This is a genomic window from Candidatus Ornithobacterium hominis, from assembly GCF_900538215.1.
Classification (GTDB): Bacteria; Bacteroidota; Bacteroidia; order Flavobacteriales; family Weeksellaceae; genus Ornithobacterium; species Ornithobacterium hominis.
In genome coordinates this window covers 100614-127251 of record NZ_UNSD01000006.1, presented here as the reverse complement: position 1 = coordinate 127251, position 26638 = coordinate 100614, and the positions used below count along the sequence as shown (strand labels likewise).

Here is a 26638-nt window from a genome sequence, read left to right as displayed (position 1 = left end):
AAATTATTATAAGTAGCTGATAATGAGTTGTTTAGCTCATTGCTTGTGTGTGTGTGTGTGTGTGTGTGTGTTTACACTTTATTTTGAAACTCACAAATTTCATTTGTTAAAATTTCGTTATTTTTTTGTTAAAATTTTCGTTGAGATTTTTCTCTTCTCTCAACCTGCCCGCAAATGTATTTTACGTTTTTGAATTATGCAAATTTGTTTTTTTTGGGGGCAGAGGATTTTTTTTAAAGGCTTTAGAAATTTTTATTTCCTTTCTTGAATCCATGCTAATAAATCATAGAAATTTTGTGGCACCAGTCCGTGTCCGCTTGGGTACTCTTCATAGCGATGCTCAATATTTAGGTTCCTGAGCAGTTGAGGCGTTTTTCTTGCCCAATCGATGGGGATTACGGTATCTTCTGTGCCGTGTGAAATAAAATAGTCTAACCTGCTGAAATCTTTTTTAGCTACTTCACCAATGATCTCTTGGGCTGTATAACCGCTTAGCATAATGACTTTTTCGATATTTTCTGGGGAAGTTAACGCCAAAGCATTACTAAGAATAGCTCCTTGACTAAAGCCACAAAGCCATATTTTTTCTGAGTTTAGTTCAAACTTCTTCACTGCTGCAGCAATGAAGTTTTTTATTTTCTCAACGGCTTCTTTGGCTTGCAAAACATCGTTAAACTTTTTCGCTTCAGTAAAGTTAATTTCATACCAAGCATACCCCCCAAATGGAAGGGCTAAAGGAGCTTGTACAGAAATTACAAAGAAATCTTGTGGAAGTTCGTCGGCAAAGGAAAATAAATCTTGTTCGTTGCTACCATAGCCGTGGAGTAATAGCAATAACTTCGGGGTTTGAGTATCTTCTTTGGCACAACGTGCTAAATAATTGAGTGGTAAATCGGTTTGTAATTTCACTTTTTTCTTTTTACTTTTTAAGCCTTGGGAAAAATTTCTCAAGGCTTAAAAAAAATTAATATTTATTAGTTTTTTTAGTAGTTTTTTAGTAGAGATTAAACAGAATTTCTTTTTGTAGGAAAGTCCGTTTGCCGCTCCACTACTTTTGTAAATCTTCAATTCCCATTTGGTCGAGAGCGAAAGACATTGCGTCAGTATACTCTTCTATGATGAGTTCTGTGGGTTTCCCCGCACCATGGCCAGCTTTGGTCTCGACACGAATAAGCGTCGGATTTTCACATTTTTGTTTATCTTGCAATTCACTCACAAATTTATAGCTATGAGCAGGCACCACGCGGTCATCATGGTCGCCAGTGAGTACTAAAGTTGCGGGATAGCAAACATCCTTTTTTACATTATGCACAGGCGAATAAGATTTCAGGTATTCAAACATTTCTACGCTGTCTTCTGCTGTTCCATAATCATAAGCCCAGCCTGCTCCTGCTGTGAAGGTATGATACCTCAACATATCTAAAACGCCTACGCCTGGCAAAGCGACTTGAAATAAATCGGGACGAATCAATTCTGTTGCTGCCACGAGTAGTCCTCCATTGGAACGCCCATCTATAGCTGTGTATTGAGGCGAAGTATAAGCGTTGGCTTGCAGATATTCAGCTGCGGCGATAAAATCATTGAATACGTTTTTCTTTTGCATTTGAGTTCCAGCTTTGTGCCATTCTTTCCCGTATTCTCCGCCTCCACGCAAATTAGCTACGGCATAAATTCCTCCGTTTTGTAACCAAACAGCTCTGCTGACACTAAATGCGGGTGTGAGACTAACGTTGAAACCACCATAACCATAAAGAATTGTAGGATTTTTACCGTTGCGTTTTAGTCCTTTTTTGTAACTGATGGTCATGGGAACTTTGGTGCCGTCACTAGAGGTGTAGAATACCTGTTCGCTTACGTAATCATCAGGATTAAAGTTGGTTTTGGGTTGTTGATAAAGTTGTGTTTTGCCACTGATAACATCAAATTTATAAATGGAACTAGGCGTAATGTAATTGGTAAAACTGTAGTAAACTTCTTTTTCTTCTTTTTTACCTCCGAATCCACCAGCACTGCCCAAGCCAGGAAGCTCAATTTCTCTAATTTTCTTCCCTTGGTGGTTGTACTGCTCTACTTTAGACACAGCGTCTTTTAGGTACTGAGCAAAAAGAAATCCACCAGCTGTAGAAACACTAAGCACTTCTTTTTTCTCAGGAATGATATTAAGCCAATTCTCAGATTTAGGATTTTGGAAATCGACTTTTACCAAGCGATTGTTCGGCGCTTGATAATCAGTCAATAGGTAAAGCGTATCTCCTTGCGTATCTACCACACTAGTATTGGTATCAAAATTAGTGAGAATTGGGATAATTTCACTATTCTTTTCTTTTAAATCTTGGATGTAAAGTTCGCCTCCACTGGTGGATTGAGCTGCTGAGATGATCAAAAATCGTTGATCTTCTGTGACGTGCCCACCAACATAACGGCGTGGTGTTTTCTCTCCACCAAAGATTAATTCATCTTGGCTTTGTGGACTACCCAGACGGTGAAAATAAAGTTTATGCTGATTGGTTTTTGCCGAAAGCTCACTTCCTTTAGGCTTGTCATAAGATGAATAGTAAAAGCCTTCCTCTCCGCGCCAAGAGATTCCGCTGAATTTCACATCACGCAAAGTGTCTTCTACTTGTCTTTTTGTTTTGGTGTCTACAATGATGACTTTTCGCCAATCGGAGCCACCTTCTGAAATCTGATAAGCGGCTAGGTTTCCACTCTTTGAGAAGCTAATGCTTGAAAGTGATGTGGTGCCGTCTTTGGAGAATTGATTGGGGTCTAAAAAGACTTCGGGTGTAGCATTTTCTGATTTTTTACGATACAAAACGGAATGTTGTTGCAAACCGTCATTTTTGTAAAAATAAATCCATTCGCCTCGTTTGAATGGCGCAGAAATTTTTTCGTAATTCCATAGTTCTGTCATTTGTTTTTTGATTTCACCACGGAATGGAATCTTATCTAGGTAATTGAATGTCAATTGATTTTGTTCTTTGACCCAAGTCTTGGTTTCAGTAGACAAATCATCTTCTAGCCAACGGTATGGGTCTTGAACCGTTGTGCCAAAATGTGTGTAATTGACGTTCTCTTTCTTTGTTTTAGGGTAGTTCAATGCTGAAGTTTGTGATTTTCGTTTGACTTGTTGTGTTGCACAGCTGCTTAAAATAAATAAACCTGCTATAGCAATAATATTTTTTTTCATATTTAATTTTCTATCGGCTTAAAATGTATTAATTTTTTTTAAGGCTTAAAAAATATTTAACTTTTTCTTTTTTTTTAAGCCTTAAAAAAACCGCCTCTCGATGAAGCGGTTTCTATTGTTTTCTTGATTTTTTTACCCTACAACTTCTTTGACTTTATCTGCTGCTTCTTGTAGGGTAATCGCTGAGTGAACTTGCAATCCACTTTCATCTATCATTTTTTTAGCTTCCTCGGCATTGGTTCCTTGCAAACGAACGATGATGGGAACTTGAATCGCATCGCCCATATTTTTGTAAGCATCGATGATTCCTTGTGCTACGCGGTCGCAACGAACTATCCCGCCAAAGATGTTAACTAAAATTGCATTTACATTCTCATCTCTCAAGATAATTCTGAAGGCTTTCTCTACACGTTCTGCATCAGCTGTACCGCCAACGTCTAAGAAATTCGCTGGGCTTCCGCCAGAAAGTTTGATAATATCCATCGTTGCCATCGCCAAACCTGCTCCGTTGACCATACAGCCCACATTCCCATCCAATTTCACAAAATTTAGCCCAGCTTCTCCCGCTTCCACTTCGGTGGGGTCTTCTTCTCGTTTATCTCTTAATTCGGCTAAATCTTTGTGACGGAACAAAGCATTATCGTCCAAAGAAACTTTACAATCCACTGCCATGATTTGGTTGTCGCTGGTTTTCAGCACGGGGTTGATTTCAAACATTGAAGCATCAGATTCCACATAAGCTTTGTAAAGCGAGAAGACAAACCTTACCATATCTTTAAAGGCGTCTCCATCCACTCCAAGATTAAACGCAATGCGATTAGCTTGGAACGGGCGTAAACCTACTGCGGGATCTATGATTTCGGTAAAGATTTTATCAGGCATTTTCTCTGCCACTTCTTCTATATCCATACCTCCTTCGGGTGAATACATAATCATGTTTTGTCCTTTGGCTCGGTCTAGTAATACCGACATGTAATATTCCTGCGGTTCGCTTTCACCTGGGTAGTAAACATCTTCCGCTATCAAAACCTGATGTACCGTTTTGCCTTCTGCTGAAGTCTGAGGTGTGACTAATTTCATTCCCAGTATTTTGCTTGAAATTTCTTTTACCTCATCCAGTGACTTGGCTAGTTTCACGCCACCACCTTTTCCTCGGCCACCAGCATGCACCTGTGCCTTGATGACATACCATTGCGTTCCTGTAGAGTCAGTCAGCCGTTGTGCCATTTTCACTGCTTCCTCTGGTGTTTCTGCTACGTTTCCACGCTGTATTTTTACACCATATTTGTTTAAAACTTCCTTGCCTTGATATTCGTGAAGATTCATGAATCAATATTTTTTTTATGTTCTTCTACAAAAATAAAGAATATCCCGCAACTTTTGGAGTTTTTTGCAAAAAACATTTTGGTGGAATTAATTTTTGAAATTATTGTGTCTTTTTTTTAAGGCTTATTTTTTTTTGCACTTAGCCGCAGTGCATTTCTAAGCCATTACGATTTCTATCAAATGCAAATTATAAGATTTTGAATTGCTGAAAGTGTTGTGATTTCGATTGGCGAACTCTTTTAGCTTATCTTCCGTTTTATGTTTATCTTGTAAAGGCGCAGGCTCGGGTTTATAACCTGAGCCTGTGACTTTTTAATTTACATACTCTATCGGTCAGGAATTTTCATTTCATTTTCTATCCTCAAAAAATAGATTCCAATTTCGTTTTTTAAAGGATGGAATTACTTTAAATTTAATCTTACTCCTAAAAAACCTCTAATCCCTTGATTGGGTGCGTAGACATAAGTAGGGTCAAATGTTAAATCATACGGGTTGTTTACGTCAAGATTTTTATCAAAGGGGTCTTCTGTTCTAGCGATTAAGAATGGAATGTTTTTCGCTGGAGTCCAGTTCAGTAAGTTTTTTACTCCACCATAGATTTCAAATCCTTTGCCTATATTTTTTGTAACTTGAATGTTCTGAATACTCCACCAAGGGGAATATTCTGGTCTTGGGTCTTTTTTGCTTAGCAAAGGCAATCGCATGGGGCTGTATAAATTTCCTGTGTAGTCTATGTTTAATCCTATTGTTCTGAATTCGTACCCGACTGTCCATGTTCCTGTGAATCGTTCGGTAAAAAGCTGTCTTGACTTCACGTTATTTTCTACACTGTAAACGTCCAATAATGTTCCGCCTGCCAAAATCTTTAGCCCAGAGGGGAAAACAAATTGTGTGTTTAGCGAAACGCCTTTAGAAACAGCATGTCCGTGTAAATTGGCATAAATGATTTTATTGGGATCTGTTTCATAATCTGGTATAATTTTATTACCAAAATGGGTATAAAATGCCATCGCATCTAGATTGATATAAGTTCCGTTATCTAAATAGAAGCTTTGAACTCCATTGATGTTTGCATTCCAAGATGTCTCTGGCTTTAATTTTTCTGTGAATATTACATCTCTTGCTCCCGTTAAAGCGGCATGGTCTTCTGTAAAAATATTAGCTACTCTATATCCATTTCCTATACTGAATCTCAACACGGTTCTTTTATCCTCTGTATTCCACTTGTAGTTAACTCTGGGCGTGAAAATGCTGCCATGCACAGAATGATGGTCATACCTAAGTCCTACCAATAGTGCATTCTGCAAGTTGAATTTAACCTCATCTTGAATGAAAATCCCTGGCAAATAACTGTGCTTTTGTTTACTATTATTATGAGACGTGGCTGGGGTATTATCATTATAATAAGTATAGCGGTTAGCCAAGCCTAATAATAAATCATGATTAGCTATTTTTTTATCCCAAAGCAATTGTCCAAAATAAATATTCTGCTGGGCTATAAAAGGTTCATTGCCGTAATAGCTATTTTGGTCGTGCCAACTAGCACTGAATTGCAAAGTCAAGTTCTCTGTAGTAGGTAGTTCATATTTACCAAAAAGCTCACCTCTATTGGTGTATATGCTCTCCGCGTATTTTTGGTCTCCTCCTCTGTATTTTGGTGTCCAATCCATTTCCCCTCCCCATCTATCTTCATACAAATATCTTCCTGCGATAGAGAACATTTTATTATTCGGCATAGCGAAATCCCATTTATTGAATACAGAGATTTTATGCTGCAATGTAACATCTGTAAAGTTGTCTTTATTTTTATCTATCGGTTTTTGGTAATTGAAATAGTTTACGCCCAAAAGCGTAGAAACGCCCTCTTTCAAGTTTAATTTTGTCCCTAAATCCACATTATATTCCTGCCAAGTCGTGCCCATCGCATCTACCGAAAAGCGAGGTGCTGTGTAGGCATTTTTTGTAATTACATTGATTAATCCCCCCACAGCTTCAGAGCCATAAAGTGTAGATGCTGGGCCTTTCACTACTTCCACTTTTTCTATCAAGCTTTGTGGAATCCCGCTCAAACCGTAAACCGTAGAAAGCCCACTCACTATCGGCATTCCGTCGATTAACACCATGGTATACGGCCCTTCTAATCCATTAATATGAATATCTCCTGTGTTGCACACATTGCAATTCACTTGCGGCCTCACACCATTAATGTTGGCTACTGCTTCAAAAATATTAGATACTGGATTTGCTTTGAAAAACGATGTTGAATACACCTCTACAGGCACTGAACTTTCAGATTTGGTAACGGGTTTCATCGTTCCACTCACTACAATCTCATCTAAGGTCTGTCTATAGCCCAAACTATCTACCTGCGACATAGCACTTTGACTGATAGTCAATGCTCCAGCTACAAAGAGTACTTTTTTAAATTTCATAAGTATAGTATTTATTTTATACAAAAGTTAAGGTAAGCAAAATTATAATAATTAGCTATACCTAACAAATATTTTTCATGAAAATGTTTATCTTTGGGAAAATAATTTTATGCCATCTGAATCTAAAGAAAATTACCTGAAAATGCTCTTTTATCTGAACCAAAAGAGCCCCAACATTGCACTTACAGAACTGAGTAACGCGCTACAAGTCGCCAAACCAAGTGCTAGTGAAATGATAAAAAAACTAGAAAAAGACGGTTTTGTGGCATCAGAGAAGTATAAACCCATCAGACTAACTAACAAGGGCAAAAAAGCAGCCGCTTCCATCATCAGAAAACATAGACTTTCTGAAATGTTTTTATCAAAATTCATGCAGTTTGGTTGGGAAGAAGTACATGGTATTGCGGAAGAAATAGAACATATCTCATCTGAAATTTTTTTTGATCAAATGGATAAATTATTGGGCTTCCCTTCTACAGACCCGCATGGGTCTCCTATTCCAGATAAAGACGGGAACATCCTGAAAAGGAATTATAAAAAATTGTCTGAATTTCCAGAAAAATCTACGGTAATTTTAAAAGGCTTAAAAAATAGTTCAAGTGACTTCCTAAATTATCTTAATAAAAAAGACATTCAACTCAACACAAAGATTTTTATTGACGAAATAGAGCCTTATGATCTCAGTTTCACCGTATCATATAAAGATAGAAAAATGGAAGTTTTGAGTCTCGCTATTTGCGAAAAATTATTAGTCATTTCTGAATAAAAACAAAATCAACATCTACTACCCGCAAGCTGCTCCAAGTCTACTGAAATGCCAATAAAATTTTCTTCCACCGCAAAATTCTATCTTATCTTGTGCATATTTAAATTTTAAAACAATGACTTTCAAACTAAATCCATTGATGAAAATATTCTGGATTGTTGCAAGAAATTACATCTAAAAGCCTGTTTAAATTTCACTCCATAAAGATTATTAGCTAGTAATTTCACCATATTAGAAGACGGTCTTAAATCCTTTTTTGCTCTTCATTTAAACCACGAGATATTTTTTTGATATTTATCAAATATTTTACGCTTAAGAATAGATAAATTTGCCACTCAAATTAAATCAGAATGAAGGTATTTAAAAACATTACTTGTTTGTTTCTTGTATTCCCAGTCTTTCTGAAAGCTCAGATTGCCCCTACACTGCAAGAACTAATTGATGCTGCGCTGAAACAAGATGCTACAATAGAACAACAGAAGCTGAGTATAGAAGAAATTGAACTGGAACAGGAAAAATTGAAAGACCTATTTTTGCCGAAATTTGAACTTTCAGGCAAGTACGGATACACTTACAACTCTGCGCATATCACCATTCCAGGCTTTAACCTTCCAGCTATTCCTCCTGTTTTCCCCGGCGCCAAAATTTCAGAGAAAAATAATGCAATTCATATTTCTGGCTTCTTGCTAAACACTAAAGCTGAAGCAAGTGTTTTGATTTATTCTGGCGGAAAAGTTAAGTTTCTTGCTCAAGCTTTAGGCGAAAAAGAACTTTCTCACCAAGCTTTGCTGAATAAAAGTGAGGATGAAGTCGTGACAAAAATTACAGAAGTTTATGATTTATTCGCTCTAGTGCAAGCGAATAAAAAAGTTTTAGACGAGTCTAAAAAACGACTAGAAGAAAACAAGAAAACGGCAGATAAGGCATTGAGTTATGGGCTAATCACCGCCTATGACCACAAGAAAATAGAATTGGCTCAAGCTACGTTGGATTCTAAAATGGTGGAGTATGAAGGGAAAAAGGAATTAGTGATTTCACAAATGCAAATACTCACTGGGATTGAGCGGGAGCGTATTACTTCCATTCAGCCTGATTTGCAACCCATTAATTACCAAATTTGGAGCAATTCTATAGAAAATAGAGCAGAAATTCAGGCTTTGCAACATGGCATCAAAGCGGCAGAATACAAAATAAAAGCCGAAAAACAGTGGTGGCAACCCAAGGTTCAGGCAGTGGCTTCCTTGGCCCATTGGGGTTTGTATGGGAATCGCATTTCTTCTTCTGAAAACATTGCTACTTTGATTCCTAAAAAATTAGATTTACAGCCTGAAAATATAAATTTATTTCCTGCATTTCAAGTAGGGATCGGGTTTAAATGGGATATTTTTGATGGAAAAGAAGGCAAAACTGCTACCAAAAAAGCTGAAATCGATAAGGCAATCTTGGAAAGTAAAAAAGCTGATGCGATGAAAAAATTAAATTTAAATCTGCAAAATAACCAGACAAATTACAATATAGCCAAAGCCCAAATTCAACTGAAAGCTAAAGCTAAAGAAATTGCAGAAAACGCTTTGAAACAAGTGGAAAAAGAATTTCGGTATGGCTTAAAGAAATCTGTGGATTTGGTGGAGGCCGAAGATGATTTAGAAAAAGCAGAATTGGAATATCAAACCGCAATTTTCAATCAAAGAAGAGCTGCTATTGAATTAATGAAATCAGTACAAGATTTGAATGTTAAAAATTTATATGAATAAATACACCACCATGAAAAATAAAGGAGTGATTTTTGGAATTTTGGGCGTCTTTTTATGCTTCTCCGCTTGCAGCCCAGAAAAAAGAGAAAAACCAATAGAAGGTAAAGCTAAAAAAGAAAGCATTTCCTTTTCACCCAAAGTGACAGGAAGAGTTTTAGAAATTCGGGTGAATGAAGGTGACTTGGTACAGAAAGGCGACACCCTAGCTATACTAGACGTGCCTGAAGTTTCTGCCAAAATAGCTCAAGCTAAAGGTGCTATAGAGGCTGCTAATGCCCAAATGCAAATGGCTAAAAACGGAGCTACAAAAAATCAAATTCGGCAACTGAGGGCTAAACAAAAAGGGCTACAAGAGCAATATGATTATGCTAAGAAATCACTAAATAGAGCTGATAACATGTTCAGAGACAGCTTAATGTCTCCACAAGCTCATGATGAGATTTTCGCTAAATACCAAGGTGCTAAAGCTCAGCTAGATGCAGTAAATGCTGAACTGAATGATGTGCTGAACGGAACTCGCTATGAAAAAATTGAAATGACGCAAGGCCAAGCCAATCAGGCAAAAGGTGCGTTGCAAGAAGCTAACATCGCTTATTCTGAACGCTTTGTTATAGCTACCAACGCTATGGAGTTGGAAACCATTACGCTGCACCCAGGTGAATTGGCTACGGCTGGTTACCCTTTGTTTAACGGCTACATTCCCTCCACCACTTATTTCAGATTTACGATTCCTGAAAGTAAAATTGCTGCTTACCCCAAAGGTTCTGAGGTTACCCTAGAAGTGGTATACAATCAACAGCAAATAAAAGGTAAAATCATAAACATCAAGCAATTGACAAGATATGCTGATATTACAACTGCTTTCCCTGACTACCAAATGGAAGAGGCTGTGTATGAAATTAAAATTTCACCTCAAAAACAACAGGAAACACAAGATATTTTGGCTAACGCTCAAGTGATTTTAAAAGAAAAATGAAACAGTTCTTATACCTTATCAAACGAGAATTTAAATTATTCCTAAAAAATGAAACGCTGAGAAATGTTTTTCTTTTAGCTCCACTGGCATACGCGCTCATTATTGGCTTCACTTATCAGCAAGGGAAAACAGAAAATCTACCTGTGATTGTCATCAATCATGATCTCTCTCCTCTTTCCTTTCAGGTGGTGGAAATGCTACAAGACAATAAAAACATCGAAGTACTAGAATATCAGCTAGAACCTGCCAGCATCAAAAATGAAGTCATCAAAACTGAGGCAGCAGCCGTCGTTGTGATACCCGAGAGATTTGAAGCTCATATGCTACAAAAAAAGTACCCAGAAATTAATGTCTACGTAAATACATCCAATATTTTAACAGCAAATTTTGCCAGTAAAGCCATACAACTGGTCTTGGCCACATTCTCTGCTGGAGCAGAGATAAAAAGCATCCAACGAAAAGGCATGAATGCTGAAATAGCAAAAATGAACTACGAACCCTTCAAGACCAATTACATTACTTTATTCAATACCAGTAGTAATTACCTGATTTTCATGTGGCCAGCCATGATGGCTGTAGTATTGCAACAAGTCATTCTTTTGGCAATGGCAATTAGTTTTTCAGAGGAGTTCAAACGAGATTCCTTCATTCAAGATTTCACGGGGAAATACCAATACACCGCATTGGTCATGGTCATAAAGAACTTACCGATTTGGACTTTTTCATTGGTCAATCTTTTAGTTTTTTACGGTATCGGGAAGTTTTTTATGATTCCTATGCCACAAAATCTTTTATACTTTGCCATTACCACCGTTTTATTTATCGTAGCGTGTGGGAATCTCGGCGTCATGGTAAGTATTTTGTTGCCCGATGCGCTCAAAATCACTCAAATTCTAATGGTAATTGCCTCGCCAGCTTTTCTCATCAGCGGCTACACTTGGCCTCGTAGTGCTATGCCCGTCTTTGTACAAGCCATTACAGACATTATACCACTCACACCTTATCTAGAAGCGATGAAAATCCTTTTCATTCAAAATGGTGAGAGCGTGTTGACACACCCGTACATTATCCATCTGCTGATTCTCGGTTGGATTTATTTTCTTATCGGCTGGTTGGCTTTAAAAATTAAAATCTTTAGATTGGTGAGAGCTCTAAAAAATTAGAATAAATTTTAAAATTTTTAAAGGCTTAGAAAATTTTTGAGAAAAAGTCAGATCAGATTTCTGAGGAATAGCTAGTTTTTTTTGAGAAAAAGTCTTTTTTGCTACTTTTGCCGAAAATTAAACGGGTGCACTTATTAGAACTTATTTCTCAACATTTGAAGATTGATGAGCATATCGAGCACTTCTTCCGAGAAGAAACCGAAACCAAAACCTATTCTAAAGGAGAAATCTTAACGCATCAAAATTCTTACAGCCAAAAGGTTTTCTTCATGGAAAAAGGTTTGGCTCGGGTATTCTATTACGAAAACGGCAAAGATATTACGACCAACTTTTACCCAGAAGGCAGAGTCTTCGGGAACATCGATACCATCTTCACGCAAAAACCCACCCAATACAACATCGAAACCTTAGAGGAAAGCACCATTACTTTTTGTAATTATGAGAAGCTAAATCAATTGTGCGAGGTTTCACTGCCTGCAGCCAACTTTAGCCGCTACTTGCTCGGTAATTTGATGACTCAGCTCATTACCCGACTGGCTTCGTTGCAACACACGACTGCCAGAGAAAGATACGCACAACTCCTCAGCGAAAATCCCGACATTATACTTCGCGCACCACTAGGCATGGTAGCTTCTTATCTCGGCATATCGCAAGAAACCTTGAGTAGAATCAGAGGTAAAGAGATTTAATCCCCTAATTTCCCTCTAAAAATCCAAATAATTTCAACTTATATTTTAAGGAAAGTTAAACAAATTTTAAGATTTTTCGCTAAGCTTTAAAAAAATTCATTCCCTGAAAATAAACGTATCTTTGCAAAAAAAAATTTTATCATGAGCAAAAAGGTGGTCATTGGGCTTTCAGGCGGGGTAGATAGTAGTGTAGCGGCGTTGTTGCTTCAGCAGCAAGGCTATGAAGTGATCGGACTTTTTATGCGCAATTGGAACGATGCCAGTGTAACACTCGAGGACGATTGCCCTTGGGTGGAAGATAGTGCCGACGCGCTGCTGGTCGCAGAGAAATTAGGGATCCCCTTCCAGGTGATTGATATGAGCGATATTTACAAAGAACGCATCGTAGACTACATGTTTGCCGAGTATGAAGCAGGGCGTACGCCCAACCCTGATGTGCTCTGCAATCGTGAGATAAAGTTTGATGTTTTCTTAGAAACAGCACTCAATCTCGGCGCTGATTTTGTAGCTACGGGACACTATTGCCGCAAAGCAGAATGGGAAAAAGATGGTGAAAAAGTTTATCGTCTCTTAGCAGGCAAAGACCAGAATAAAGACCAAAGTTATTTCTTGTGCCAGCTCAATCAATTTCAGCTATCAAAAGCTCTATTCCCAATTGGTGAGCTACAAAAAAGCGAAGTTCGCGCATTGGCTCGGGCGCATGATTTGGCAACGGCAGATAAAAAAGATAGCCAAGGGCTTTGCTTTATTGGCAAAGTGAGTTTACCCGACTTTTTACAGCAACAGCTGCAACCAAAAAAAGGCGACATTATTGAAATTTCTTCGGATTTTGAGGCTTACCAAAAATCTCAAAACTTGGATGAAATAAATTTTTTAAGCCTTGAAAAATTTTCTAAAAATTTTGTTTACCAGCCTACTGACGGGCAAAAAGTAGGTGAGCACCAAGGAGCTCATTACTTCACCAACGGGCAACGCCGAGGCTTAGGCGTGGGCGGAAAAGTGGAGCCCGTGTTTGTGCTGGCAACCGATGTAGAAAAAAATATCATCTACGTAGGGGAAGGGAAAAACCACCCAGGGCTGTGGCGGAAAGTGCTTCGGGTGGCAGCCGAAGATGTACACTGGGTTCGTGAAGATTTGGCGCTACAAAATAATGGCGACTGCATGGAGGTTTCTGCACGGATTCGCTATCGTCAACCACTACAAAAAGCCAAGCTTTACCTCTTTCACCAGCAGCTTTTTTTGGTATTTGAAGAGTCTCAAAGCTCCATTACTGCTGGTCAATTTGCCGCTTGGTATATGGATGATGAATTGCTGGGAAGTGGTGTAATTGCTGAATAACGGCACATTATTTGTTTTATATTTCAATGAAAATTGAGTATTATGAATAAGAACAACGAGAAATCAAAAGACGAAATCGTAAAACCTGAAAATAGGGAAACAAATCAATCAAAAAAAGAGTCTGCCATTAATAAAACAGCAACGGAGGGCGAAAAAATTAACCCAAAAGAAACAGCTAAAAGAGAACATAATTTACCTAGAGATACGGCTTAATAGCTCTCATTTAGAATTTCAAGGGTAGTACCCCACAATAAAAAGTTATTCTGAAAATTTTTGAATCTTTTCTAGTTCAAAAAATTTTTCGATAATAACTTTTTATTATTTTTAAACCTACATAGTTATGATTAACAAAGAAGAATTATTAAACAACAAGGAATTTTACAAGCCTTAAAAAGTGGACGATGCCTGCCCAAAATTGGGGTATTGTTCTTAGCCAATTTATGCTTTTTTTTGACAAAAGGCTCAGATTATAAATCCAAGCCTTTAATTTTTTAACTTACACAGTTTGTGTTGGGTAGTGTCTTTTTATTCATGTTTGATGCAACGAATATGGACTCTATACTGGTCAGCAAGACCTGACATATATACATTACTTGGATTAGCCATAAGTCTATTATTTCCTTCTAGCGACCAAATTAATATATTATTCGTAGCTGAAACTAATTTTAATTTAGAATCAAATATTCCTTTTCTATTTAATCTATTTAGATACTCTAATTCTTTTTGTATTTCATTTGTTTTTGGAGGTCTATAACCTTGAGGGCAAGGGTTGTTCGCTCCATCCACTTCCCAAAGTTTTTCCCATTCTGCTCTGTTATTATTTAAATAATCCTCCTCAACCCAATTATATTTTCTTTTTAGAACCGACTCTTCATTTGACAATTGATTATGAATTAATTTTGAATGATTTGGAGAAAAATTTTGAGCTAAATCATAAATTACTTCTGAATTAAGTTTATATTCACCATTTTGTATTGATGTAAGTTCATGCCCATCTGAATCTCTATGGTATTGAAAACGACTCCCTAAAGCATATTTATCATCCAGCGTTTTGGCTTGCTGATTTGGGTTAAATACATCAGAATCTGTTCTATTATATTCCGCACCCAAATTGTTGTTTAACCATGTTCTTCCTGTTGGGGAAACTATTGGCATATACACAAATTTATGCTTAGTACTCTCATTAAATTTTTTATCAGGAATCCCCCCAAAAGCATACAAATCATAGGTTCCCTTCTCAGTATTATTTAATTTGATAGGAATTTGAGCAATTAATTTTCTCTCACCTAAAGCAACTTGAGGCAATTTTAAATCATTGCCGTCTACACTTGTAATTTTTGCCTTGATGACGCCCTTCCCTATATCTAAATTCCCTTCTTCATAAGATAATTTTATTTTTCGCTCTGTCCCTGTAATATCAGTCAGTGTAACTTCCTCTGAGGTATAGGCTAAGTAATTTCCCTTCCCGTTCGTGAATGGAATTTCTACAATTAGAGGTGAATTGCTAGAAATAATCTTGCTAATATCGATAGAGCTTGCTAACTTATCGTCTTTTACTAAAAAGTACTCTTGTTCCATTTTACCAAAATCAGCGGTACCACCATCTCCTCTACCTCTGTCTGAAAGGTCTCCTTCTGGTATTGACTTATCTATATTTAAAGTAAAACTTGCAGAGCTATATTGATCATATGTTAAAGTAAATACAGCATCTCTCCAGTTTGTACCAGAAATTCCATATTCTAAATCAACACTGCTATTGGCGGGTATCGATATATTATCATTTTGCCCATAATCAACGTATTGAGCTACTCCATCTACTTTTACAAAACTTAAATCTATTCCTGTTAATTGACTGCTTGTATTGTTAGTTACTCTAAAAACAACTTTATGAGTATTCGGATCGTTTCTATCTCTTAATTTAAAATTCCCGATAAAACCAACAGGCTCAATGGAAACTGTTTGTACGTTTTTAGCTGTAGCTACACATTCCCATGCTGGTGCGATGGGCGTCCCAACGTTTAATTCATGACACTTTAAATCAGTATTGTAAATCATCAATCCCTGCTCTGGTTTCACAAAAGCGTTACGCTCTGTCGTATTTACTTTAGGAATTAAAAGCCCACTTACAGGGTCTTGAGTATTGGCTTTGATTTCTAATGTTGCCTTTGGGTTTTCTGTGTTAATGCCCACCTGAGCGGTGGCTAAGGCTCCTGGCAATACAACGAAAGAAAGTAATAATTTCTTCATTTAATTTAATTTTTTGATTAATATTTTATTGATTTATTCTTTTCTTAATTAAATTTTTGCTGTTTTTTATTCAACTTTTTTAGCTTCTTCATTTAGAAAGAGCCCCAACCCGTGAGGCTCTTCTTTTTGAAGAAATTACTACCTTCACACAGGTGAAAATAGAAAAACCGCACAAGATTTTCTTGCACGGCTTTGCGGTTCGCTCCCGCGGGGAAGCAATAAATTATTATAAGTTATTGATAATGAGTTGTTTAGCTCATTACTTGTGTGTGTGTGTGTGTGTGTGTGTGTTTACACTTTATTTTGAAACTCACAAATTTCATTTGTTAAAATTTCGTTATTTTTTTTGTTAAAATTTTTCGTTGAGATTTTTCTCTTTTCTCAACCTGCCCGCAAATGTATTTCACGTTTTTGAATTACGCAAATTTGTTTTTTTGAAGCTGGGGAGGTGAGAAAAAATTTTTTAAGGCTTTAGAAATTTTTGAGAATATAATTGAATATATTTTTTTAAGCCTTAATTTTTTTACTTGCCCATTTTGCCCGATTGAACGAACATAATTTATTTCAAAATTCAACATTTAAAATTCAAAATAACCCTGAGCCTAAATCTTCAATTTCTCGGCTAAATATTTGCTGGTATGGCTTTTTTTCACTTTTATAATTTCTTCAGGAGTTCCGCTGGCTACTATTTCCCCGCCTTGTTTCCCGCCTTCTGGGCCCAAATCTAGCAAATAATCTGCTGATTTGATGATGTCAGGATGGTGTTCTATCACCCACACACTGTGCCCGTTTTCAATCAAGGCACGTAATGAAATCAGCAACTTTTGAACGTCATGAAAATGCAATCCTGTAGATGGTTCATCAAAAATAAAAAGTGTTTTCTTCGCATTATTGCCTTTGGTGAGAAATGATGCTAACTTGATGCGCTGTGCCTCGCCGCCAGATAATGTGCTGCTCGATTGCCCTAACTGCACATAGCCCAAGCCAACGTCTTGCAGGCTCTGGAGCTTCTCGGCAATTTTAGATTGTTGATTTTCTTTAAAAAATTCAATTGCATCGTCTACCGTTAGGTGAAGCACATCAGAAATATTTTTACCTGCAAATTTAACATCAAGTATTTCATCTTTGAAGCGTGTCCCGTGGCACTGGTCGCATTCTATCGTCACGTCTGCCATGAACTGCATCTCTATTGTGATGCTTCCTTCGCCTTGGCAAACTTCACAACGTCCTCCCTCTACGTTGAATGAAAAATGCTTGGTTTTATAGCCACGCATTTTGCTCAGTTTTTGCTCAGCAAAGAGTTTTCTAATGTCGTCATAAACTTTGATATAGGTTACAGGATTGGATCGAGAGGATTTACCAATCGGGTTTTGGTCTATATATTCCAAGGCTTTGATTTGCTTTACTGCACCTTGAATTTTTTCAAAATCACCGATATTTTGACTGTAAATTTCTAGTTCTCGCTCTATTGCTGGGGCAAAAATATCTTGAATCAGCGTGCTTTTCCCCGAGCCGCTCACTCCCGTGATGACGGCCATAGCGTGCAGCGGCAGGCGAGCCGTGATGTTTTTGAGGTTATGCTCTCGTGCTCCTGTCACTTCTACAAAGTCATGCAAAGTTGCTCTTTCTCTTGGCACGGGGATTTCTCTTTTCCCGTTGAGGTATTGTGCCGTTAAGGTCTCTGTTTTCAGCAATTCATCATAAGTCCCTGCAAAGACGACTTCTCCCCCGTTTGAACCAGCTTCTGGCCCAATGTCTACAATGAAGTCTGCGGCTTTCATTACGTCCTCATCATGTTCTACGACAATCACAGTATTGCCTAAATCTCTTAATTTTAATAAAACTTTGATGAGATTTGCGGTATCTCTGGAATGTAGCCCAATGGAAGGTTCGTCTAGAATATACATGCTCCCTACCAAAGAACTTCCTAGGGAAGTCGCTAAGTTAATTCGCTGTGATTCCCCGCCTGAAAGAGTATTGCTGGTTCGGTTGAGCGTTAGATAATTCAAGCCTACATCTAGTAAAAATTGAATACGAGATTCAATTTCCAACAAAATTCTTTTGGCTACTTTCTTTTGATGTTCTGAAATTTCTAAAGCCTTAAAAAATTCTTGTAATTCATTCAGCGGTAAATCTACTAAATCTGAAATGTTTTTTTGGCTGATTTTCACGTAATCGGTTTCTTTTTTCAGGCGTTTGCCTTGGCAACTTGGGCAAGTGGTTTTTCCTCTATACCGAGCAAGCATTACTCGATATTGAATTTTGTAGGTATTTTCCTCTAGCATTTGAAAAAATCCATTAATGCCTTGCCACGTGCCTTGCCCGTCCCATAGAGTTTTTTTCTGTGCTGGTGAGAGCTGATAATAAGCCTTATGAATCGGGAAATCTAATTTCTCTGCTGCTCGAATTAATTCCTTTTTCCATTCGCTCATTTTATCGCCTTTCCAAGCGGCTACGGCGTCTTCATAAATGCTTAAATTTTTGTTGGGAACTACTAGATTTTCATCAATTCCCAAGATTTTCCCATAGCCTTCGCAGGTAGGGCATGCCCCGAGCGGATTGTTAAAACTAAAGAAATGTAAACTCGGCTCAATGAAGCTAATGCCATCGAGTTCAAATTTATTGGAAAAGACTTGCTCTTTATTCCCATCAGGCAAGTGAACCATCATCTCGCCATGCCCTTCATAAAAGGCTGTTTGAATGCTATCTGCCAAACGATGATAAAAATCTTCGTCATTTTTTGTTACCACACGGTCTATCACGAGATTTAATTTCATGTTTTCCTGTGGCTGAAAGCTAAAATCAATTAAATCTTGAATTTTTTGCGTATTGCCATCTATATCTACACGTGCAAAACCTTGCTTTTGCAAAACATCTAATTGCTGCTGAAAATCACGCTCTTCTGGAATCAAAAGTGGTGAAATTATATTCACATTTGTATTTTCTGGCAGTGATTGAATGTAATTAACAACATCTGTCACGGTATCTTTGGTCACTTTTTTGCCACTCACGGGAGAATAAGTTTCGCCAATACGTGCAAATAATAATTTCAGATAATCATAAATTTCTGTGCTTGTGCCAACGGTAGAACGAGGATTCACTGAATTAACTTTTTGCTGAATGGCAATGGCGGGTGCAATACCACGAATTTGGTCTACTTGAGGTTTATCTAGCCGCCCCAAAAATTGACGCGCATAAGAGGAAAGGCTCTCCACATAGCGACGCTGCCCCTCGGCATAGAGCGTATCGAAAGCCAAAGAGGATTTCCCCGACCCTGAAAGCCCCGTGATGACAATAAGTTTGTTTTTGGGTAGAGTTAAATGAATGTTTTTCAGGTTGTGCAGTTTCGCTCCCTCGATTTGGATGTGTTTCTTTGAATTAAATGTTTCCGCTGATTTTGGCATAGGTTGGGTTAGTGATTCTATGCAAAATTACTGATTTTTTACGTTGGAAAGAAAGAAGAAAAAAAGGTATTTTTTTTTAAGGCTTAGAAAAATTTTACTAAATTCACAATCACAATTATTTTTTATATTTGCAATTATAAGTTATAAGAATTATGAGTGGTTCAGTTAATAAAGTTATATTAGTAGGAAATTTGGGAGACGATGTAAAAATGCATCATTTTGATGAGAGCAATTGCCTCGGTCGTTTCCCCATAGCTACCAACGAATTCTATACCACACGTGAAACTGGCGAAAGAGTGACCCAAACTGAATGGCACAATATCGTGACTCGCAACAAGTTAGCTGAGCTTTGCGGCAAGTATCTCTCTAAAGGAGACACGGTGTATGTGGAAGGGAAATTAAAAACCCGTAAATGGGATGACAATGGGAACACTCGCTATTCGACAGAAATTCACGCTTCTAGCATTCAGTTTCTGAGTACTAAAAATTCTAGCGGAAATAACGTTGCGGGTAAGGAGGGTAATTTTACGGCTTCTCAATCTTCTGTTTCTGTGGCGAGCGAGAAAACAAGTGATTTTGACCAAGAGGACGATACTGATGATTTGCCTTTCTAAATTGATATTGAACTAATTTCGATATTTTGGAAACAGAACTCTCGAGTTTATTTTTATCCCCGCTAAGCTTTAGCTTTATTGATTTTGCTAGCATCTTCTTACTATTGATACTTTTAGCCCTCTCTGCATTGTTATCTGGTTCAGAAGTTGCTTATTTCTCATTGAAGAAGAAGGATATAATAAAAGCTCGCGATAAGAAAACTCATCGCATAGAATCCATCGAGAAATTACTCCGCAACAAGCAAAAGTTGCTTTCCACAATATTGATAGGCAACAACTTTGTCAACATTTGCATCGTTTTATTATCCACCTATATTTCAACCACATTTATTCATCCATATTTAGAAGAATTTTCTATCTTAGGTTGGAATTTAGTTCTATTGTTCGACATTGTCGTTATTACATTTTTACTTTTGTTATTTGGAGAGATTATCCCCAAAATTTATGCTGGGCTAAATCAGTTAAGCTTTGCACAACTCACCGCTCCCCTACTCCAGTTTGTAGGCATGCTCACTCGGCCAATTGGTGCTCCGCTTCTTTGGTTTAGCAATTTACTTGAAGGTAAAATCAAACCAGGAAGCACAATTTCGGTAGACCAGCTCTCCCAAGCCTTAGAAATCACACAAGAGGATGAAATGACTACCAACGAAGAGCAAAAAATTTTAGAGGGTATTGTGAATTTTGGCAATACCGAAACTCGTGAAATTATGACGCCTCGTGTGGACGTTTTTAGCCTTTCGCTGGACGACACCTACCCTGAGGTGCTCAAGAAAATTTCATCAAAAGGCTTTTCTCGTGTGCCCGTCTACGACAAAAGTATTGATGAAATTAGTGGCGTTCTATATGCAAAAGATTTGTTACCGTACCTCAATGAGGAAGATTTAAATTGGAATTCGCTCTTGCGAAAAGCTTTTTTTGTTCCTGAAAATAAAAAACTAGATGATTTACTAGCGGATTTTCAAGAAAGGAAAATTCACATGGCCATCGTGGTAGATGAATACGGTGGGACTTCTGGTTTAGTGACCTTGGAAGATGTGATGGAGGAAATCGTAGGAGATATTTCTGATGAATTTGATGATGAAGATATTTATTTCTCTAAATTAGATAATGATAATTTTATTCTTGAAGGGAAAACAGGTCTGAAAGACTTTTTCCGAATCATGGAGGTAGAAGAAGAAGATTTGTTTGAAGAACACAAAGGAGAAGCAGAAAGCCTAGCTGGTTTTGTACTCGAAATCAATGGGGAAACGCCTAATCGACGGCAGAAAATTAATTTCCACAACTTCAGTTTCACCATCGAATCTATCGACAAAAAAAGGATTAAAAGAATAAAAGTCAGCCGAATGCCTACAACTCATAATGAAAGTAACGATTAATTTTATTTGTTTTTTTTTAAGCCTTATTTTTTTTTCATGTTCAAGAGGCAAAGAACTACCTAAACCTTTTGGGCATTTGCGCCTAGCTTACGCCGAACCGCGTTTTTCTAATTTCGAAAAACCTTGCGCTTTTAAATTCCAAGTAGCTGATTTTTCTCAAATCAAAAACAAAGAGAGAAATTGTAGTTTTGATATTTATTACCCTCGACTCAAGGCTACAATTTATCTCACTTATGAACCTATAAATCAAAACTTAAATGCTTTGATAGACGACGCCGAAAAATCAGTGTACGAACCACACACTTCTCGCGCTTCCTACATCAAACCTCAACTCATCATTCGCCCCAACGAAAAGGTTTATGGCACATTGTATGAACTTGGCGGGAATGCGGCCTTAAATTACCAATTTCACCTGACCGATAGCACACAGCATTTTCTGCGTGGTGCTTTGTATTTCAACGCTTACCCCAATCCTGATTCTCTAGCTCCAGCAAAAGATTATATGCTAAAAAATATTCAACATTTGATGGAAACGTTAGAATGGAAATGAAAGTTTGATTCCGAGACTATTTAATTTTATAAGCCTTAGAAAATTTTGTGAGTATAGTTGGTGGCAGTGAAGAGTAAATATCTCCCTTACATATTGTAGTGAGTAAAGTTTAGCTGCCTTTTTTTGAAGATGAGCTTTTTCAATTCACATTTAAAAGTTGTCTTATGCCTTAGTTTTAAATATTGTTATTCTTCCACTCTACTTGATCTTTGCCGAGAACTAATAATTAATCACTAAAGTTTTTATATTAAATTTCCTCTATTCAAAATATTTTTTATATATTCGCGTTTTGAATTTAACATTTTTATTAATCGGGGACAGAGATCCTCAAAATTAAAAGATTATGGCTGTAAAAATCAGATTACAGAGACACGGTAGAAAAGGTAGACCTTTTTATCACATTGTTGTAGCAGATTCTCGCGTAAAGAGAGATGGTAAAATCATCGAAAGATTGGGCTCTTACAATCCCATTACCAACCCTGCCACCATCGAATTAGATATTGATAAATCAGTGGCATGGCTACAGAAAGGAGCTCAACCCACCAACACAGCAAAATCTATTTTATCTCATCAAGGTGTTTTATTAAAAAAACATCTTCTAGGTGGTGTTGCTAAAGGCGCCTTTAATGAAGAAGAAATGGAGAAGCGCTTCAATGCTTGGTTAGAAGAAAAAGAAAACACAATCAACCAAAAACGTGAAGGTTTATCTAAAGCGAAAGAAGAGGAAAAACAAAAACGCCTAGACGCTGAAAAGAGAATTGCTGAAGCCCGTGTGGTAGTAGCGGAAGAAGTAACAGAAGAAGCTCCAGAGCAATCTGCTAGCGAAGAAGAATAGATGAACAAAAAAGATTGTTACTACTTAGGTACAATTACAAAAAAAATAGGTTACCAAGGTGATTTAAATCTATTTTTAGATACTGATGAACCTGAAAATTACATTAATTTGGAATCAATACTCATTGAGAGAGATGGGTTATTGGTTCCTTTTTTTTTAACGAAAGCAGAATTACACCGTAATACCCATTTGAAAATTCATCTGAAAGATGTTGATGAGCCTGAACGTTTCATCCATCGAGATGTGTTTTTACCGCTTTCTACTTTACCCCCACTCTCTGGGCAACGCTTTTATTTTCATGAAATTATTGGTTTACCTGCCATCGATGAAAATCAAAATCGTATTGGCAAAGTTTCTGATGTGATAGACAGTCAAACTCAGGCTTTGTGTGTCATCAAAAATGATGAAGATAAAGAGATTTTGATTCCTTTGATTGACGAATTTATCATTGCATTCAATCGCGAAAAGCAATACATTCAATTTCAAGTTCCAGAAGGTTTACTAGACATCTTCTTGTAAGAAGGTATAAAATTTTTCTAAGGCTTTAGAAATTTTTTTTTGTGTAAACTCAGTACGAGATTGATTTTCTAAATAAAAAAATAAGCTTTAGTCTATTTTTTAAATGAGATTCCAACCCATGCTGAACGGCACTGCCAAATTCATCTTCACTTGGGCCAGCAACGCCCGTAGTACTAATGCCATAATCTGCTCCCATTAGTTTTTTTACATTTTCTGCCATAGCTAAAGCACCTGAAGTGAAACTTTTTGCAACTGCCAAAGTTTTCTCATTTCTTTGGAGGAAAATTCTGATTTCTCTTAGTTTACTTTCTAGTTTTATTGAGACTTATCAGAAATTTCAAGTGTTTTTTTAAAAAGCTTAAAAAATCATTCTTCTAATTACTCTAATTTAAAGAATATGTTTCTCTGCATGATAAGAAGAACGTACCAAGGGGCTGCTCTCTATATGACGAAAACCTTTTAATGATTCAGCAAAAACTTTTAAATCATTGAATTCCTCTGGCGTTACAAATCGTTTTACTGGTAAATGTTTTTTAGACGGTTGTAAATATTGTCCAATGGTAATCACATCTACACCAGCATCGTGAACGTCTTGTATCGTTTGGTAAACTTCATCCATATCCTCTCCCAGCCCGAGCATAATCCCCGTCTTGGTACGTCGTTGCCCTTTGTCTTTTAAGTATTTTAATACGCCGAGACTTCTATCGTATTTTGCTTGAATTCTAACTTCTCTTGTCAATCGGCGAACGGTTTCCATATTATGAGAAATCACCTCAGGTTGTACGGCAATCAGGCGGTCGATGTGTCTTTCTATCCCTTGGAAATCGGGAATCAATGTTTCCATTGTTGTTCCAGGGCTAATTCGCCGAACGGCATCTACCGTTTCTGCCCAAATGATGGAGCCCATATCTTTTAGGTCATCTCGGTCTACCGAGGTCAAAACTGCATGTTTTATATCCATCAGTTTGATGGAGCGAGCCACTTTCTCTGGTTCAGCCCAGTCTACAGGAAGAGGTCTACCCGTTTTTACTCCACAAAATCCACACGAACGTGTACAGACGTTTCCTAAAATCATAAAGGTAGCTGTTCCTTCCCCCCAGCACTCCCCCATGTTGGGACAACTCCCACTTTGGCAAATTGTATTTAATTTATAGTTGTCTACCGTTTCTCGTAATTCTTTAAATTTTTTGCCTGTTGGCAACTTTACCCTTAGCCACTTCGGTTTGGTAGCATGTGTTCTCTCTTGTACCTGTTCTGCCATATCAATCTTTCTAATTCAAATTTACAAAAATCCCATCAAAAGAATGAAATTTACATAGAAATAGAGTCTTCTAATAATTTTTTTGCGCGTAGCAACCTCACTTTCACGTTAGAAAGTGTTAAATCTAAAGCTTCTGCAATTTCTTTATACGTTTTATCTTCCAAATACCTCAACTCAATCACTTCTCTATAGATTGGGGGCAAGTTTTCTATTTCTGCATTTAGCTTTTTTGCGTTTTGTTTAGAAATAAGGTATTGCTCTGGGCTGGGCATTGCAGCCTCTATATCTATGGGATTCAGCTCATCATCTAGCGATATATTATTATGTTTTTTTTTGCGTAACTGGTCAATCATCGTATTGTAGGCAATCGCCTTTACCCAAGTATAAAAATCAAAATCATCATTGTACAACTTTAATTTCTTGAACACTTTAGTAAACGTACGAATCGTGATGTCTTCTGCTTCAGCTTTATTATGAGTTTTACTAAGAATAAAATAATAAATCTTATCCCAAAAAAGATTCATCAACGTATTCTGAGAACGCTGAATTCCTCTTTTGCTTTCTTGTATAATCTGATAAAGTTCTATATTGCTCAAGAAACAGATGCCTGGTTTTCACAATTTTCAGGCATTTTACCACAATAGCCACATGCCTCTCCTTCTTTGTTAAGATGCGGATTTTGGCTAGCACAAGTCCCCGCAAACTTTCCGTCTTTTTTCGCCCAAATTTTAATGGCAATTCCAGCCACTGCTAATAAAAGTAAAGCGATGGTAACTAATAAGATTTTCATAATTTTAAACTTATCACAAAGTTACTAATTGTTATTGTAATCTGGAATTAAAGCTCTTTTTTAACCTTTTATAAACATAGTTTTTTCAAGTCAAAAATTATTATTTTTTTTTAAGGCTTAAAAAATTTTTTAGTTTTGCTGTTTGAAGAATAATGCGCCAGCTACTGCTACCGATACACCTATTTCTCTTAGCGCTTTGCTATGCTTGCCTACTCAATCAGTTTGTGGGGCCTAATGCTACGACTTTATTTCAGTTTTTAGCTTTAGGATTTCCGATTCTCATTTTCATCAATACCTTACTGATTTTTCTTTGGATTTTCATCAAAGCTAAATACGCCTTATTTTTTTTAGTCGCATCATCGCTATTAGTCATTCCATTGAATCGAATTTATCATTTTTACGGTAAAGAAAAGGTAGTAAAGCCTAACTTTAAAGTTTTAAGCTACAACGTTCATTATTTTTTTGATAACCAAGCGGGAATCAAAGAAATGTTAAAAGAAGAAAGTCCTGATTTAATTTTCCTTCAAGAAATCGGTGCAGATGCCGAGTCCGTTTTACCTCCAGACGAAAAGTATTACACCAGCAATTTCACCTGGTGGGGCATCGCCAGCAAATACCCAATCATTGAAATCAATCGTGCTTTTGATAAAAAAGAGAAAATCGAATGTTTTTATGCTGATATAAAAGTGCATGGAGATACCATCAGAGCCATTAATGTTTATTTAGAATCTTTCCATATCGAAAAAAAATTGGTGAAAGGCTTGATGGAAAAGAAAAGCTTTAAACCCAATGCTGCTACAATTTATCAAAATTTAAACAAGGCTTTTAAAATTCATCAACGGGAAATCAATTTAATTCAGAAATTTATTGAGCAAAGCCCACACCCAGTGATTGTAGGTGGAGACTTCAATGCTGTACCGAATTCTTATGAATATTTCAAAATAAAAAAAGGCTTAAAAGATACTTTTGTAGCAGGAGGTTCAGGGCTAGGAACGACTTTTCATAATTATAAGTTTCCTATCAAAATAGATTATATCTTTCTCGACCCACGCTTTCAGACGGCATCATTTGAAGTCAAAAGGGTAGATTATTCTGACCATTTCCCAATTCTTGCAGAAATCAAACTCTAAATAAAAGCTTATAATTGCAACATATTTTTATCTTTGAGGAATTAATACTTTTAAGTCTATGAATTCTCAAGATTTTATTCAAGAAATCTCAAAAGGCTATATGCTCAAGGGGAAAATTTTCACGCTGGGCAAAGGGAAATTTCAAAATGAAATCGAACCAAAAGCTAGCGTTAACATTCCGCTCAAAACCCTAAATCGCCATAGCTTAATTGCTGGTGCTACTGGAACGGGAAGGACTAAAACACTACAAATTATCTTTGAAAAAAAATCCTAAGTGGGAA

24 protein-coding genes are annotated in these 26638 nt (G+C 37.0%); 14 read left to right on the top strand and 10 right to left on the bottom strand.

Annotated features, from left to right (window positions below; genetic code table 11):
• Positions 1-252 precede the first annotated feature (252 nt).
• The 4 genes from D5J18_RS06695 to D5J18_RS06680 form a co-directional block, all read right to left on the bottom strand.
• Positions 253-909: an alpha/beta hydrolase gene (locus D5J18_RS06695; RefSeq protein WP_119058244.1), complete on the bottom strand. Its 657-nt coding sequence runs from the start codon at positions 907-909 to the stop codon at positions 253-255.
• A gap of 139 nt (positions 910-1048) precedes the next feature.
• Entirely contained in the window at positions 1049-3187 is a 2139-nt protein-coding gene (locus tag D5J18_RS06690; protein ID WP_119058237.1) for a prolyl oligopeptidase family serine peptidase, read from the bottom strand.
• A gap of 132 nt (positions 3188-3319) precedes the next feature.
• On the bottom strand, positions 3320-4513 hold the full coding sequence (gene sucC, locus D5J18_RS06685; protein ID WP_119058236.1) for an ADP-forming succinate--CoA ligase subunit beta: 1194 nt from the start codon (positions 4511-4513) through the stop codon (positions 3320-3322).
• Between the two features lie 401 nt (positions 4514-4914).
• On the bottom strand, positions 4915-6945 hold the full coding sequence (locus D5J18_RS06680; RefSeq protein ID WP_119058235.1) for a TonB-dependent receptor plug domain-containing protein: 2031 nt from the start codon (positions 6943-6945) through the stop codon (positions 4915-4917).
• A gap of 109 nt (positions 6946-7054) precedes the next feature.
• Between D5J18_RS06680 and D5J18_RS06675 the strand changes: the two genes are divergently transcribed.
• The 7 genes from D5J18_RS06675 to D5J18_RS08820 all read left to right on the top strand — a co-directional run bounded on the left by D5J18_RS06675 (position 7055) and on the right by D5J18_RS08820 (position 13844).
• On the top strand, positions 7055-7711 hold the full coding sequence (locus D5J18_RS06675; RefSeq protein ID WP_119058234.1) for a metal-dependent transcriptional regulator: 657 nt from the start codon (positions 7055-7057) through the stop codon (positions 7709-7711).
• A gap of 350 nt (positions 7712-8061) precedes the next feature.
• A complete protein-coding gene (locus D5J18_RS06670) occupies positions 8062-9465 on the top strand; it encodes a TolC family protein (RefSeq protein WP_119058233.1) in 1404 nt (467 codons plus the stop codon).
• A 10-nt stretch (positions 9466-9475) separates the two neighbouring features.
• Positions 9476-10441 carry an HlyD family secretion protein gene (locus tag D5J18_RS06665; RefSeq protein WP_119058243.1) on the top strand — a complete coding sequence of 322 codons (966 nt, stop codon included), beginning with the start codon at positions 9476-9478 and terminating at the stop codon, positions 10439-10441.
• The gene (locus tag D5J18_RS06660; RefSeq protein ID WP_119058232.1) at positions 10438-11604 is read left to right on the top strand and encodes an ABC transporter permease; all 1167 of its coding nucleotides are present in this window, start codon (positions 10438-10440) and stop codon (positions 11602-11604) included. The genes D5J18_RS06665 and D5J18_RS06660 overlap by 4 nt, the downstream gene beginning before the upstream one ends.
• Before the next feature lie 125 nt (positions 11605-11729).
• Positions 11730-12293, top strand: coding sequence for a Crp/Fnr family transcriptional regulator (locus D5J18_RS06655; RefSeq protein WP_165844975.1), 564 nt, complete (start codon positions 11730-11732; stop codon positions 12291-12293).
• A 141-nt stretch (positions 12294-12434) separates the two neighbouring features.
• Positions 12435-13631 carry a tRNA 2-thiouridine(34) synthase MnmA gene (gene mnmA / locus D5J18_RS06650; RefSeq protein WP_119058230.1) on the top strand — a complete coding sequence of 399 codons (1197 nt, stop codon included), beginning with the start codon at positions 12435-12437 and terminating at the stop codon, positions 13629-13631.
• 42 nt (positions 13632-13673) lie between these two features.
• Positions 13674-13844: a hypothetical protein gene (locus tag D5J18_RS08820; RefSeq protein WP_165844974.1), complete on the top strand. Its 171-nt coding sequence runs from the start codon at positions 13674-13676 to the stop codon at positions 13842-13844.
• A gap of 312 nt (positions 13845-14156) precedes the next feature.
• Here D5J18_RS08820 and D5J18_RS06645 read toward each other — a convergent pair whose 3' ends face one another.
• Both D5J18_RS06645 and uvrA read right to left on the bottom strand, forming a co-directional pair.
• Entirely contained in the window at positions 14157-15878 is a 1722-nt protein-coding gene (locus D5J18_RS06645) for a phage tail-like protein (protein WP_119058229.1), read from the bottom strand.
• Positions 15879-16480: 602 nt separating this feature from the next.
• Entirely contained in the window at positions 16481-19282 is a 2802-nt protein-coding gene (uvrA, locus tag D5J18_RS06640) for an excinuclease ABC subunit UvrA (RefSeq protein ID WP_119058228.1), read from the bottom strand.
• Between the two features lie 152 nt (positions 19283-19434).
• On the opposite strand from uvrA, the gene D5J18_RS06635 reads away from it, so the two are divergent.
• The 5 genes from D5J18_RS06635 (at position 19435) to rimM (ending at position 23176) form a co-directional block, all read left to right on the top strand.
• Positions 19435-19896, top strand: coding sequence for a single-stranded DNA-binding protein (locus D5J18_RS06635; RefSeq protein ID WP_119058227.1), 462 nt, complete (start codon positions 19435-19437; stop codon positions 19894-19896).
• A 26-nt stretch (positions 19897-19922) separates the two neighbouring features.
• Positions 19923-21272 (top strand): gliding motility-associated protein GldE, encoded by a 1350-nt coding sequence (gene gldE, locus D5J18_RS06630; protein ID WP_260377559.1) that lies wholly within the window; start codon positions 19923-19925, stop codon positions 21270-21272.
• Positions 21256-21822 (top strand): gliding motility lipoprotein GldD, encoded by a 567-nt coding sequence (gene gldD / locus D5J18_RS06625; protein ID WP_119058225.1) that lies wholly within the window; start codon positions 21256-21258, stop codon positions 21820-21822. Before gldE ends, gldD begins: the two co-directional genes overlap by 17 nt.
• A 343-nt stretch (positions 21823-22165) precedes the next feature.
• Positions 22166-22657, top strand: a complete 492-nt coding sequence (locus D5J18_RS06620; protein ID WP_119058224.1) for a 30S ribosomal protein S16 — start codon at positions 22166-22168, stop codon at positions 22655-22657.
• Positions 22658-23176 carry a ribosome maturation factor RimM gene (gene rimM, locus D5J18_RS06615; RefSeq protein WP_119058223.1) on the top strand — a complete coding sequence of 173 codons (519 nt, stop codon included), beginning with the start codon at positions 22658-22660 and terminating at the stop codon, positions 23174-23176.
• 49 nt (positions 23177-23225) lie between these two features.
• On the opposite strand, the gene D5J18_RS06610 is transcribed toward rimM, so the two are convergent.
• The 4 genes from D5J18_RS06610 to D5J18_RS06595 all read right to left on the bottom strand — a co-directional run bounded on the left by D5J18_RS06610 (position 23226) and on the right by D5J18_RS06595 (position 25227).
• Positions 23226-23435 (bottom strand): CinA family protein, encoded by a 210-nt coding sequence (locus tag D5J18_RS06610; RefSeq protein ID WP_221407274.1) that lies wholly within the window; start codon positions 23433-23435, stop codon positions 23226-23228.
• A 129-nt stretch (positions 23436-23564) separates the two neighbouring features.
• Complete coding sequence (gene lipA, locus D5J18_RS06605) at positions 23565-24437, bottom strand: lipoyl synthase (protein ID WP_119058222.1); 873 nt, start codon at positions 24435-24437, stop codon at positions 23565-23567.
• 50 nt (positions 24438-24487) lie between these two features.
• Complete coding sequence (locus tag D5J18_RS06600; RefSeq protein WP_119058221.1) at positions 24488-25033, bottom strand: RNA polymerase sigma factor; 546 nt, start codon at positions 25031-25033, stop codon at positions 24488-24490.
• Complete coding sequence (locus D5J18_RS06595; RefSeq protein WP_119058220.1) at positions 25030-25227, bottom strand: membrane or secreted protein; 198 nt, start codon at positions 25225-25227, stop codon at positions 25030-25032. Before D5J18_RS06595 ends, D5J18_RS06600 begins: the two co-directional genes overlap by 4 nt.
• Before the next feature lie 152 nt (positions 25228-25379).
• Here D5J18_RS06595 and D5J18_RS06590 point away from each other — a divergent pair, with 152 nt between their 5' ends.
• On the top strand, positions 25380-26357 hold the full coding sequence (locus D5J18_RS06590; protein WP_119058219.1) for an endonuclease/exonuclease/phosphatase family protein: 978 nt from the start codon (positions 25380-25382) through the stop codon (positions 26355-26357).
• Positions 26358-26415: 58 nt separating this feature from the next.
• Complete coding sequence (locus D5J18_RS06585) at positions 26416-26631, top strand: helicase HerA-like domain-containing protein (RefSeq protein WP_119058218.1); 216 nt, start codon at positions 26416-26418, stop codon at positions 26629-26631.
• Positions 26632-26638: the final 7 nt, after the last annotated feature.

Coding starts and splice junctions, on each gene's coding strand:
- D5J18_RS06690 (WP_119058237.1), bottom strand. CDS start 3,187: ATGAAAAAAAATATTATTGCTATAGCAGGTTTATTTATTTTAAGCAGC.
- sucC (WP_119058236.1), bottom strand. CDS start 4,513: ATGAATCTTCACGAATATCAAGGCAAGGAAGTTTTAAACAAATATGGT.
- D5J18_RS06680 (WP_119058235.1), bottom strand. CDS start 6,945: ATGAAATTTAAAAAAGTACTCTTTGTAGCTGGAGCATTGACTATCAGT.
- D5J18_RS06675 (WP_119058234.1), top strand. CDS start 7,055: ATGCCATCTGAATCTAAAGAAAATTACCTGAAAATGCTCTTTTATCTG.
- D5J18_RS06670 (WP_119058233.1), top strand. CDS start 8,062: ATGAAGGTATTTAAAAACATTACTTGTTTGTTTCTTGTATTCCCAGTC.
- D5J18_RS06665 (WP_119058243.1), top strand. CDS start 9,476: ATGAAAAATAAAGGAGTGATTTTTGGAATTTTGGGCGTCTTTTTATGC.
- D5J18_RS06660 (WP_119058232.1), top strand. CDS start 10,438: ATGAAACAGTTCTTATACCTTATCAAACGAGAATTTAAATTATTCCTA.
- mnmA (WP_119058230.1), top strand. CDS start 12,435: ATGAGCAAAAAGGTGGTCATTGGGCTTTCAGGCGGGGTAGATAGTAGT.
- D5J18_RS08820 (WP_165844974.1), top strand. CDS start 13,674: ATGAATAAGAACAACGAGAAATCAAAAGACGAAATCGTAAAACCTGAA.
- D5J18_RS06645 (WP_119058229.1), bottom strand. CDS start 15,878: ATGAAGAAATTATTACTTTCTTTCGTTGTATTGCCAGGAGCCTTAGCC.
- uvrA (WP_119058228.1), bottom strand. CDS start 19,282: ATGCCAAAATCAGCGGAAACATTTAATTCAAAGAAACACATCCAAATC.
- D5J18_RS06635 (WP_119058227.1), top strand. CDS start 19,435: ATGAGTGGTTCAGTTAATAAAGTTATATTAGTAGGAAATTTGGGAGAC.
- gldD (WP_119058225.1), top strand. CDS start 21,256: ATGAAAGTAACGATTAATTTTATTTGTTTTTTTTTAAGCCTTATTTTT.
- D5J18_RS06620 (WP_119058224.1), top strand. CDS start 22,166: ATGGCTGTAAAAATCAGATTACAGAGACACGGTAGAAAAGGTAGACCT.
- rimM (WP_119058223.1), top strand. CDS start 22,658: ATGAACAAAAAAGATTGTTACTACTTAGGTACAATTACAAAAAAAATA.
- lipA (WP_119058222.1), bottom strand. CDS start 24,437: ATGGCAGAACAGGTACAAGAGAGAACACATGCTACCAAACCGAAGTGG.
- D5J18_RS06595 (WP_119058220.1), bottom strand. CDS start 25,227: ATGAAAATCTTATTAGTTACCATCGCTTTACTTTTATTAGCAGTGGCT.
- D5J18_RS06590 (WP_119058219.1), top strand. CDS start 25,380: ATGCGCCAGCTACTGCTACCGATACACCTATTTCTCTTAGCGCTTTGC.
- D5J18_RS06585 (WP_119058218.1), top strand. CDS start 26,416: ATGAATTCTCAAGATTTTATTCAAGAAATCTCAAAAGGCTATATGCTC.